At 28.1% G+C, this 11905-nt stretch carries 11 protein-coding genes; 10 read left to right on the top strand and 1 reads right to left on the bottom strand.

Features of this window, described 5'->3' with window-relative positions; genetic code table 11:
- Nucleotides 1-42 precede the first annotated feature (42 nt).
- From D3Z07_RS00785 to D3Z07_RS00740, 10 genes are all read left to right on the top strand, one after another.
- On the top strand, nucleotides 43-1629 hold the full coding sequence (locus D3Z07_RS00785; RefSeq protein ID WP_122892817.1) for an endonuclease/exonuclease/phosphatase family protein: 1587 nt from the start codon (nucleotides 43-45) through the stop codon (nucleotides 1627-1629).
- Nucleotides 1629-2930 carry a murein biosynthesis integral membrane protein MurJ gene (gene murJ, locus D3Z07_RS00780; protein WP_076087409.1) on the top strand — a complete coding sequence of 434 codons (1302 nt, stop codon included), beginning with the start codon at nucleotides 1629-1631 and terminating at the stop codon, nucleotides 2928-2930. Before D3Z07_RS00785 ends, murJ begins: the two co-directional genes overlap by 1 nt.
- Before the next feature lie 72 nt (nucleotides 2931-3002).
- Nucleotides 3003-4712 carry an ABC transporter ATP-binding protein gene (locus tag D3Z07_RS00775; RefSeq protein ID WP_076087411.1) on the top strand — a complete coding sequence of 570 codons (1710 nt, stop codon included), beginning with the start codon at nucleotides 3003-3005 and terminating at the stop codon, nucleotides 4710-4712.
- Between the two features lie 118 nt (nucleotides 4713-4830).
- Nucleotides 4831-5889 (top strand): quinone-dependent dihydroorotate dehydrogenase, encoded by a 1059-nt coding sequence (locus D3Z07_RS00770; RefSeq protein ID WP_122892816.1) that lies wholly within the window; start codon nucleotides 4831-4833, stop codon nucleotides 5887-5889.
- Between the two features lie 20 nt (nucleotides 5890-5909).
- Nucleotides 5910-7247 (top strand): M16 family metallopeptidase, encoded by a 1338-nt coding sequence (locus tag D3Z07_RS00765; RefSeq protein WP_407641342.1) that lies wholly within the window; start codon nucleotides 5910-5912, stop codon nucleotides 7245-7247.
- A 60-nt stretch (nucleotides 7248-7307) separates the two neighbouring features.
- Complete coding sequence (dapA, locus tag D3Z07_RS00760; RefSeq protein ID WP_122892815.1) at nucleotides 7308-8195, top strand: 4-hydroxy-tetrahydrodipicolinate synthase; 888 nt, start codon at nucleotides 7308-7310, stop codon at nucleotides 8193-8195.
- On the top strand, nucleotides 8195-8974 hold the full coding sequence (locus D3Z07_RS00755; protein ID WP_076087419.1) for an enoyl-ACP reductase: 780 nt from the start codon (nucleotides 8195-8197) through the stop codon (nucleotides 8972-8974). The genes dapA and D3Z07_RS00755 overlap by 1 nt, the downstream gene beginning before the upstream one ends.
- On the top strand, nucleotides 8974-9519 hold the full coding sequence (gene pgsA, locus D3Z07_RS00750) for a CDP-diacylglycerol--glycerol-3-phosphate 3-phosphatidyltransferase (RefSeq protein ID WP_122892814.1): 546 nt from the start codon (nucleotides 8974-8976) through the stop codon (nucleotides 9517-9519). The genes D3Z07_RS00755 and pgsA overlap by 1 nt, the downstream gene beginning before the upstream one ends.
- 9 nt (nucleotides 9520-9528) lie before the next feature.
- Nucleotides 9529-10587: a M50 family metallopeptidase gene (locus tag D3Z07_RS00745; RefSeq protein WP_076087426.1), complete on the top strand. Its 1059-nt coding sequence runs from the start codon at nucleotides 9529-9531 to the stop codon at nucleotides 10585-10587.
- Nucleotides 10580-11260, top strand: coding sequence for a YggS family pyridoxal phosphate-dependent enzyme (locus D3Z07_RS00740; protein ID WP_122892813.1), 681 nt, complete (start codon nucleotides 10580-10582; stop codon nucleotides 11258-11260). The genes D3Z07_RS00745 and D3Z07_RS00740 overlap by 8 nt, the downstream gene beginning before the upstream one ends.
- A 26-nt stretch (nucleotides 11261-11286) precedes the next feature.
- Here the strand turns inward: D3Z07_RS00740 and D3Z07_RS00735 are convergent, their stop codons facing one another.
- Nucleotides 11287-11883 (bottom strand): lactate utilization protein, encoded by a 597-nt coding sequence (locus D3Z07_RS00735; protein WP_122892812.1) that lies wholly within the window; start codon nucleotides 11881-11883, stop codon nucleotides 11287-11289.
- Nucleotides 11884-11905 lie beyond the last annotated feature (22 nt).

The raw sequence follows: 11905 nt of genomic DNA, 5'->3' as shown, positions 1-11905 counted from the left end.
GGATATCTTTGGTAATATAAGAAAAAATTACCGGAGATATCCTTGATTAAAATACTTCTACTATCAATTTTTGCACTATGTATTTATGCAAAAGATTTTACGATAGCTTCATATAATGCCGAAAACTTATTTGACTTAAAAAAACAAAATAGTGAATACAAAGAGTTTATTCCAAATACTTCTTCAAATTGGAATCAAAGAAACTTCAATATAAAAATCAATAATGCTGTAAAAGTAATAAAAGAAATAGATGCGGATATAATTGGACTTCAAGAAATTGAGAATAGAAGTATTATTCAACTTTTATTAAAAAGACTACCACAATACAAATACTCATCATTTGCAAAATACCCAAGATCTTCAGTTGGTATTGGATTTTTATCCAAAATACAAATTAAAGATAACAGACGTATAGATGTAAAGTTTACAAATAAAATATTTAGACCTATTTTAGAGACAACTTTTGTTTTAGATAATAATGAATTTAAAGTTTTTAACAATCACTGGCCTTCAAAAAGAGTTGCTGAAAGCTATAGAGTTAAATTTGCAAAAAAATTAAAAGATAGATTATATAAACTTCCAAGAGATTATGACTATATTCTTCTAGGAGATTTTAATTCAAACTATGATGAAATGAGATCTTTTAAACATAATAGTAAACTAAATAATACACAAGGTATTACAGGAATTAATCAGGTTTTAAATACAACTATCAAAAATAGATATGTAACGTATGATGATGTTTTAAAAATAAAAAGAGATGTACATTTTAATCTTTGGTTAGATTTACCATCAAATCAAAGGTTTTCAAATAAATATAGAACAAGAAGTAATACTCCAGATAACATTATTGTATCACCTGCTCTACTTGATACAAAAAATATTTCATATATTCATAATTCATTTAAAGTTTTTAAACCAGATTATCTATATAGAAATCACAAAGTTTTAAGATGGCAAATGAAAGGTTCAAAATATAATAAAGTTCATGTAGGAGCTGGATATTCAGATCATCTACCAATTTATGCAAAATTTTCTACATCTAAAGAGAAAACTAATCCAATAAAAGAGATTAAAAAAAGTAGAAAAAAAGAATTAAATGATATTTCAGATTTATATGAAAGAATGGAATTATCAGAACCAGCAATGATTAAAAGAGCAATTGTAATTTACAAAACAAAAAATGGCGCAATAATCAAACAAAGAAATAAACGAGCAATTTATATTTATAATCATGCAAGAGATTTAAAACTTGGCCATTCTTATACTTTACAAATAAACGAGATTATTGATTATAATGGATTAAAAGAAGTAGAGTCTTTTTCAATTTTAGATGAAAAAGGAAAATATTCTAGATATAAAGATTTACTTTTAGATGCTAGTAAAAAAGATATTTTAAAAACTAAATATCAAAATGAAGTGGCATTTAACTTAAGTGGAAAAGTAAAAAACAGAAAACTATATATTAAAAATTCAAAAGGAAAAACTATAAAATTATATGCAAAAAACAAAAAAGATTTACCTAAGAATGGTTCATTTATAAGTTTTAAAAATGCACATATAGGAACATACAGAGGTAATCCTCAAATTTTAATACACAGTAAATCTGATTATAAAGTTAGCAATTAATGCTTTTAAAATCAATTTTTACAAATAGTACAGGAATATTAACTTCTAGAATTTTAGGATTTATAAGAGATTTATTAACAGCTTCAATATTAGGAGCAAATATTTATTCAGATATTTTCTTTGTAGCTTTTAAGTTACCAAATCTTTTTAGAAGAATATTCGCAGAAGGTGCTTTTACGCAAGCTTTTATACCAGCTTATGCAAAATCAAATCACAAAATTAGATTTTCTTCTGTTGTATTTTTACAGCTATTTGGATTTTTAATTATACTTTCATTGTTAGTTACAATGTTCTCTTCACTTGTAGCAAAAGCAATTGCAATTGGTTTTGATGAAGAAACTATACAATTAGCAGCTCCCCTATTTGCAATAAACTTTTACTATTTACCTATGATTTTCGTTGTAACTTTTATGGCTGCACTTTTACAATATAAACATCATTTTGCAACAACTGCATACTCAACTGCCCTACTTAATCTTACAATGATTTCAGGTCTTTTAATTTCTCAAAATATGGAAAAGTATGAGATTACATTTTATTTATCTTATGGGGTATTAGCAGGTGGAATTTTACAAATACTAGTTCATTTATACGCGATAAAAAGACTTAACTTATGTAAAATATTTCACTTTAAAAAGCATAAGAAAAAAGAGGAAAACAAGTTTTATAAAAACTTTATGTCTGCAACAGTTGGTTCTTCAACAACTCATATATCAGCTTTTTTAGATACTTGGTTAGCATCATTTTTAATGACAGGTTCTATTTCATACCTTTATTATGGAAATAGAGTTTTTCAACTGCCTCTTGCACTTTTTGCAATTGCTACTTCAATTGCACTATTTCCAATGATTGCACGAAGTATAAAAAATAAAGATGAAGATAAAGCCTTGAGTTTAATGAAAAAATCTTCACTTATTTTATTTGCTCTTTTATCTATTTCTACATTTATTGGAATTTTCTTTAATGAATTTATTATCTCCCTTCTTTTTGAAAGAGGAGCTTTTACTGCAAATGACACAACAAATACTGCACTTATTTTAGCTATGTATTTAATAGGACTTATTCCTTTTGGAATAGGAAAGATTTTCTCGCTTTGGTTATATGCAAAAGAACAACAATTTTTAGCTGCTAAGATATCTGTTTATTCTCTTGGATGGAATATTGTATTTTCACTAATTTTAATACAACCTTACGGTGCAGCAGGACTTGCCTTTGCAAGTACACTTAGCGGATTTATATTATTTTTTCTTACAATTAAAGCTTTTGGATTCCAAAAGTTTATACTTATGTTTAAAAGATAAATAACTCTAATCTTAGTAATTAATTACAATTTAGCTATAATCGCTTCTTTAATAAATATTACTAGGATTTAGATGAAAGAATTTTTCAAACAATATACCCCCTTTTATAAAAACTATAAATTACAATTTTTCTACGCTTTTATAGGAATTATTTTAGTTGCAGGTGCTACATCTGGAACTGCTTATGCGATACAACCTTTACTAGATGATATTTTTATAAATAAAGATGAAGATATGTTATATATGATGCCTATTTTTGTAATTTTATTATATACAGCAAAAGGTTTTGGAAGATATATACAAGCTTATTATATTTCTTTTATAGGTCAAGATATTACTAGAATTGTAAGAGATAGACTATTTGCTCATGTTTTAACTTTAGATATGAACTTCTTCCAAAAAAAACATGGAGGAGAACTTGTAAGTAGAATCATAAATGATATAAATAGAATTCAAAGTGCGGTATCAAACTACATAGCTGAATTCATAAGAGAAGTTTTAACTATCTTTGGACTTGTTGGTCTTGTAATTTATCATTCACCAGAACTTGCATTTTATGGATTAATTGTTCTTCCACTAGCAATTTACCCTTTATCAAAATTAGCAAAAAGAATGAAAAAACTTTCATTTAAATCACAAGAAACAAATGCAGATATTACAACATCATTAAGTGAATCATTTAACAATATTGAAATCATAAAAGCAAATTCAACTGAAAAAATTGAAAGTAATAAATTTTCAATTCATAATAAAAACTTCTTCAAATATAATATGAAAGCAGTTAAAACAAATGAGTTAACTTCTCCTTTAATGGAAATGATTGGCTCACTTGCTTTTGCAGCAGTTATTTTAGTAGGTGGTTCAAAAGTTATAAGTGGTGAGCTTACAACTGGTGTTTTTAGTTCTTTTATAGCAGCACTTTTTATGCTTTATTCTCCAATTAAAAGATTATCATCACTTTACAATAAAATGCAAGATGCCTTAGCAGCAAATCATAGAATAAATGAAATGCTAAATCAAAGTCCAACAATTCTTTCAGGAAATACACAATTTCCAGAAGAAATAAAATCAATTTCTTTTAAAGATGTATTTTTAAAATATGATGATTTTACAGCTCTTTCAAATATAAACCTTGAAGCAAAAAAAGGTGAAACAATTGCACTTGTTGGAGATAGTGGTGGTGGAAAATCTTCTCTTATAAATCTAATAATTAGATTTTACGATACCTCAAAAGGTGAAGTAAAACTTAATGATGAATTATTAAATGACCTTGATATAAAATCTTTAAGAGAAAATATTTCAATCGTAACACAAAGAGTTTATATCTTCAATGACACAATTTCTGCAAATATAGCTTATGGTTATGATATTGATGAGAAAAGAGTTATTGAAGTATTAAAACAAGCTCATGCTTATGATTTTATACAAAAAATGCCACAAGGTATAAATACAACACTAGATGAATTTGGTACAAATTTATCTGGAGGTCAAAGACAAAGAATTGCAATTGCAAGAGCTTTATATAAAAACCCTCAAATTCTTATACTTGATGAAGCAACATCAGCACTTGATAATGAAAGTGAATCAATAATTTCTCAAGTAATTGATGAAGTAAGTGTTGATAAAATTACTTTTATCATTGCACATAGATTAAGTACAATTAAAAATGCTACAAAAATTGCTGTATTTAAAGATGGTGAAATTGTTTGTATGGATACTGAAGATAATTTATTAAAAACTTGCGAAGAATATAAAAGATTATATAATTTAGCAAATATGTAAGCCTTTAAATAAGCCTATTTTGGGCTTATTTTTCATCTAATCAAACTTAAAACTTTCATTAAAACTTATATTTAACGATTTTTAGATAAAATATCTAAAATTTAAAAAAGGTACATACTTGTTTAGCTATAACACAATTAAAAAAGTTTTATTTAAATTCGAACCAGAAACAGCTCATAACATCGCTGAATGTGGATTAAGAATAGTTGGTAAATGTAAACTTATCAAAAATCCTATGAAGAAAAAGAACTTTATAAATAATTCAAAACTTTCACAAGAGATTTTTGGAGTTACATTTACAAACCCAGTTGGCTTAGCAGCAGGTTTTGATAAAAATGCAACTATGGTAAAAGCTATGCCTTCTTTAGGATTTGGATTTACTGAAATTGGTACGATGACTCCAAAGCCACAAGATGGAAACCCAAAGCCAAGAATGTTTAGATATCCAGAAGCAAAAAGTGTTCAAAATGCGATGGGATTTAACAATGAAGGTGCACATAAGGTACTTAAGAATTTAAAAGAAGTTTATCCAGCATCTATTCCAGTTGGTGTAAATATTGGGAAAAATAAATTAACGCCTGAAGAGTTTGCATTAAGCGATTATAAAATGCTTATTAAAAAATTCGAGGAAACAAGTGATTATTTAGTAATTAATATTTCTAGCCCAAATACTCCAAATTTAAGAGATTTACAAAATGAAAAGTTTATTACTGAATTATTTGAAATGGCAAAAGAGTATACAAAAAAACCAATTTTACTAAAAATTGCTCCAGATATGGAAGCTGCTCAAGCAATAGAACTTTGTAAAAGTGCTATAAATGCTGGTGCTGCTGGAATAATCGCTACAAACACTACGATTGACTATGATTTAGTTCCAGGCTGTAAAGACTTTGGAGGATTAAGTGGAGCTTGTTTAACGGATAAATCTTATGCAATATTTAAAGAAATTGCTAAAGAGTTATATGGAAAAACAGTATTAATCTCAGTTGGTGGAATAGCAACAGGAGAACAAGCATACGCAAGAATTAAAGCAGGAGCTTCTCTTGTTCAATCATACTCAGGTTTAATTTTTGAAGGGCCTTCAATGGTACGAAAAATAAATGAAGAATTATTAGAACTAATAGCTAAAGATGGATATGCAAATATTCAAGAAGCTATTGGGGCTGATTTAAAATAGGAAATATCAAAATGAATTTAATTAAATCAACAAAAACTAAAAAAACACTTTTATTTTTTCTTGTTTCATTATTCATTATAACAGGAGAATTAATGGCTAATAGCTTACCAAAATATTATACTAAGACATTAGAAAATGGCTTACAAATAGTTGCCATTCCAATGAAAAATGGCTCAAATGTAGTATCAACTGATATATATTATAAAGTTGGTAGTAGAGATGAAAAAATGGGAAAAAGTGGAATTGCACATATGCTTGAACACTTAAACTTTAAATCAACTAAGAATCTTAAATCAGGGGAATTTGATGAAATTGTAAAAGGATTTGGAGGAGTTAATAATGCTTCAACAGGTTTTGATTTTACTCATTATTACATCAAATCTGCATCTAAAAATATGGATAAATCATTAGATTTATTCGCAGATTTAATGGAAAACCTTACATTAAAAGATGAAGAGTTTCAGCCAGAGCGTGATGTAGTAGCAGAAGAGAGACGTTGGAGAACAGATAATAACCCTATGGGATATTTACAATTTAGATTATTTAACAATGCTTACATTTACCATCCATACCATTGGACACCAATTGGTTTTATGAGTGATATTAGAAATTGGAGTATTGATGATATTAGAGATTTTCATAGTACTTATTATCAACCAAAAAATGCAATTATTGTAGTTGCAGGTGATATAGATAAAGAAGAAGTATTTGCATCATCAAAGAAATATTTTAAAGATATTAAAAATAAAAAAGAAATACCATCAAAACTTCATACAGTTGAACCAAAACAAGATGGGGCTAAAAGAGTTTCTATTTTAAAAGACTCAGCAGTTGAAATGTTAGCTATTACTTATCATATTCCTAATTTTGAGCACAAAGATCAAGCTGCCCTTTCTGCACTTAGTGAATTTTTCTCTTCAGGGAAAAGCTCAATCTTACAAAAAAGATTAATAGATGAAAAAAGATTAGTAAACTCTGTTTATGCATATAACTTAGAGCTTAAAGATCCTGGTTTATTTATGTTTATGGCAGTAGCAAATGAAGGTGTTAAAGCTAAAGATATTGAAAAAGAAATCTTAAGCATAATTGATGAAGTTAAAAAAGGTGAAATATCTAAAAAAGATATTGAGAAAATAAAAATCAATACAAAAGCTGATTTTATATTCTCACTTGAAAGTTCATCATCAGTTTCATCACTTTATGGTTCATATTTTGTAAGAGGTAATATTAAACCTCTTTTAAATTATGAAGAAAAAATTGCAAAATTAACTAAAAAAGATTTAATTAAAATTGCAAATAAATACTTTACAAAAGATAATTCAACTACTGTTATTTTAAAGCCTAAAAAGAAAAAATAATAGAAAAAACAGAAATATAAAATTAGAACTAGAAGATTTAGTAGTAAAAAAAGGATAGATATGGAAATTATTACAGGTGCGATGACCGCACTAATTACCCCATTTAAAGATGGAAAAGTTGATTTAGAAAAATATGAGTCTTTAATCAAAAGACAGATTGCACAAGGTATTGATGCTGTTGTTCCAGTTGGAACTACTGGTGAGAGTGCTACACTTTCACATGCAGAGCATAAAGCATGTATTGAAGTTGCAGTTGCTACTTGTAAAAATACACATGTAAAAGTAATAGCAGGAGCGGGTTCAAATGCAACTCATGAAGCAGTAGAAATTGCAAAACATGCACAAGCTGTTGGAGCAGATGGATTATTATCTGTAACACCATATTATAATAAACCAATGCAAGAAGGTTTATATCAACACTACAAAGCAATTGCAAGTTCTGTAGAAATTCCATTTATGCTTTATAATGTACCAGGAAGAACTGGTGTTGACTTAACAGCTGATACAACTATTAGACTATTTGACGATATTCCTAATATTTATGCAACTAAAGAAGCAACAGGATCACTAGATAGAACAATAGAATTATTATCACAAAGAAGTGACTTAGTAATTGTTTCAGGGGATGATGCAATTGATTTTCCTATGTTAGTTAATGGTTGTAAAGGTATTATTTCTGTTACAGCTAATTTACTTCCAAATCTAAAATCTAGATTAGTACATGCAGTACAAGAAGGAAATTTAGAAGAAGCAAGACAAATAAATGAAGATTTATATGCTCTAAACTCAGTATTATTTTGTGAAAGTAACCCAATACCAATTAAAGCAGCAATGTATTTAGCTGGTTTACTTGATACTTTAGAATACAGACTTCCTTTAACTGCTCCAAGTGCAGAAACAATGAAACTACTTGAAACAACATTAAAACAATATGAGGTAATAAAATAATGAGCGAATCTATGAAAAATAAAACTTTAGTAATTTCTGGTGGTACAAAAGGTATCGGTAAAGAGTGTGTTTATAAATTTGCACAAAATGGTGTTAATGTAGCATTTACATATAATTCAAACCAACAATTTGCTGAAGACATTTGTAAAGATGTAGAAGAAAAATATGGTGTAAAATGTAAAGCATATCCTTTTAATATTTTAGAGCCAGAAAAATATAAAGAATTATTTTTAGAAATTGACAAAGATTTTGATAGAGTTGATTTCTTTATCTCAAATGCAATGATTTATGGACGTGCTGTTGTTGGTGGTTATGGTAAGTTTATGAAATTAAAACCAAGAGGTTTAAATAATATTTATACTGCTACGGTTAATGCATTTGTATGTGGTTCACAACAAGCTGCAAAAAGAATGGAAAAAGTAGGCGGTGGAGCAATTGTTTCTTTATCTTCAACTGGTAACTTAGTATATATTCCAAACTATTCAGGACATGGAACAAATAAAGCAGCAGTAGAAGCAATGGTAAGATATGCAGCTACAGAGTTAGGTGAAATGAATATTAGAGTAAATGCAGTATCTGGTGGTCCAATTGACACTGATGCACTAAAAGCCTTTACAAACTATGAAGAAGTTAAACAAAAAACAATTGATTTATCAGCTTTAAAAAGAATTGGTCAACCAAAAGATTTAGCGCAATCGTGTTACTTCTTATGTACAGAAGAAGCTTCTTGGATTACATCTCAAACTTTAGTTGTTGATGGTGGAACAACTTTCAGATAATGAAAGAAAAAGCTCTTAACCTTCCAAATGCTCTAGCTTTATTTAGAATAGCATTAGCTCCGCTAATGCTATGGTTTTTTATAGATAGAGATAATACTATTTTCGCTTCATGGCATCCTTCTTGGTTTGATTACTTCACTGGTTTAATATTTGTTATTGCATCTGTTACTGATTTTTTTGATGGCTATATTGCAAGGTCTTGGAATCAAATGACAAAGCTAGGTGGTATTTTAGATCCACTTGCTGATAAAATGCTAGTTCTTGCTGGTTTCTTAGGACTTATGGTGATTGATAGAGCAAGTGCATGGGCAGTATTTTTAATACTCTCACGTGAGTTTTTTATCACTGGACTTAGAGTAGTAGCTGTAAGTGAAGGCAAAAATGTAGCTTCAACAATGGCTGGAAAAATAAAAACCGTAATTCAGATGATTGCAATAGGTTTTTTAATTATGAATTGGCCATTTGCAACAGAACTTTTATGGTTAGCTGTTGTTTTAACAATGTATTCAGGATATGAATATATTAGAGATTATTTTAAAATATAGAGGTTTTTCTTGGGTACTATAACATTTTTACTAGTTCTTTCATTTTTAGTTTTCTTTCATGAATTAGGACATTTTTTAGCAGCACGTTACTTTGGAGTAAAAGTTCATGTCTTCTCAATTGGTTTTGGAAAGCAACTTTTTGCAAAAGAATGGAAAGGTACTGTTTGGCAGTTTTCATTAATTCCACTAGGTGGATATGTAAAAATGAAAGGTCAAGATGATTCAAATCCAGCTTTAAAAGAAGAAGGAGATGATTCATACAATACAAAATCACCGCTTCAAAGAATTGCTATACTTTTTGCAGGACCTTTTGCAAACTTTCTTTTAGCTGCAATTTTATACTTTTCTATTGCAATAATTGGTGCTTCTGCTTTAGCTCCATCAATTGGAACAGTTCAAGAAAATTCTCCAGCTTTTAAAGCAGGGATTTTAAAAAATGATGAAATTATCAGAATTAATAATACTGAAATTACAACATGGAATGAAATAGGTGAAATAATTGTAAATACGCAAGGTGCCTTAAAATTTTACATAAAAAGAGATGGAAAACTAATTGCAAAAACAATTAGTCCTCATATTTCAGATGCGCAAAATATGTTCAAAGAAGATATCAAAAAAAGAATGATAGGTATTTCACCTTCTGGAAAAATAGTTCAACTTGATTTATCATTTGGGGAATCACTAGTTTTTGCATATGAAAAAACTATATTTGCCTCAACTATGATTTTTCAAGGTGTTCAAAAATTAATTCAAGGAATTATTCCAAGTAGTGAAGTTGGTGGAGTTATTACAATTGGAAAAGTAATCTCTGATGCAAGTGAGTCAAGTATTATTGCATTACTTACAATTACAGCATTAATTTCTGTAAATCTTGGTGTATTAAACCTTCTTCCAATTCCAGCACTTGATGGTGGACATATTATGTTTAACTTATATGAATTACTAACAAAAAGAAAACCAAGTGATAAAGTATTTATGATACTTACAATTACAGGATGGGTGATACTAGGTAGTTTAATGCTACTTGGGATTTATAATGATATAAATAGGATTTTTTTAAATGACTAAAATTACTGCAACACAAAATTTAGACGATATTATTACAAGAGTAGAAGGTGCTAGACTTAAAATATCTGAGCATCATATTGTAAAAATTATTGGTATTAGTAAATATTCAGAAACAAAAGATGTTGAAACTTTATATAATGTAGGTCAAAGAGCCTTTGGTGAAAATAAAGTTCAAGATTTAAAAAGTAAAAGCGAAGCTTTAGAAGAACTACCAATTGAATGGCACTTTGTAGGAACATTACAAAAAAATAAAATCAATAATTTAATTGATTTAAGACCTACTTTAGTTCAATCAATAGATTCAATAGAGTTAGCACAAGAACTAAATAAAAAGCTTGAAGCTAAAAATAAAAAAATGAGTATTCTTTTACAAATTAACTCTGCACGTGAAGATACAAAATCAGGTGTAATGCCAGAAGATGCAATTGAAGTTTATAAACAAATACTTGCTACTTGTCCAAATTTAAGACTAAAAGGTGTTATGAGTATTGGTGCACACGTAGAAGATGAAAAAATTATAAAAGAATCTTTTAAAACTACTAAGAAGATATATGATGAATTAAGCCCTTTAGGAGCAGTTTATTGTTCAATGGGTATGAGTTCAGATTATGAGCTTGCAATTGCATGTGGCTCAAATATGATTAGAGTAGGATCTACTTTATTTAAAGACTAATTATTTAACAGATATATTTATATCTGTTAATATCCAAGTTCCTCATTTACTATAATCAAAACAATTCTATCTTTTTCATCAGCTTTTATATATGTAAATTTATTAGCAATATTATCTAAGTTATGTCTTGGTACTTTTCCCATTTCAATAGCTTTTGAATTCATTCTATCAATATTTTTAATAGCACTAACTTCCATTAATCTTTTAAAACCATCTTCTACATTATCAACTATTTTGTTTATTCCAATTACTACTAAAACTTTTTTAGGACCAAATATTAAGGCTGCCACTCTATTTCCGCTTCCATCAGCATTTACAAGTTTACCATCACGTGTTAAAGCATTTGTTCCTGTTACATAAATATCAGTTAGTATCCCAGCTCTTCTTCTATGAATATTCTCATCCATAGTAATACCTTTTTGATATTGATTAAATAGTGTGATATCATCTTTTTTAACTAAAAAATCCAATAATCCAATTTCATCAACTGTAGTTGAACCACCTAATCCTACACTCATACCCTCTTTTATAAAAGTTTTACTCAAAGAAAGAGCTTCTTCTTTATTCTCAACAAAATGTGCATCGTAGCCACAATCTTTTAATACTGCTAACAATTCTTTCATTTATACGTCCTTATTTATAAAA

The sequence above is a fragment of the Arcobacter peruensis genome (assembly GCF_003711085.1).
Classification (GTDB): Bacteria; Campylobacterota; Campylobacteria; order Campylobacterales; family Arcobacteraceae; genus Poseidonibacter; species Poseidonibacter parvus.
Note: the sequence above shows the minus strand (reverse complement) of the source record. Positions and strands in the feature narration are given on the sequence as shown.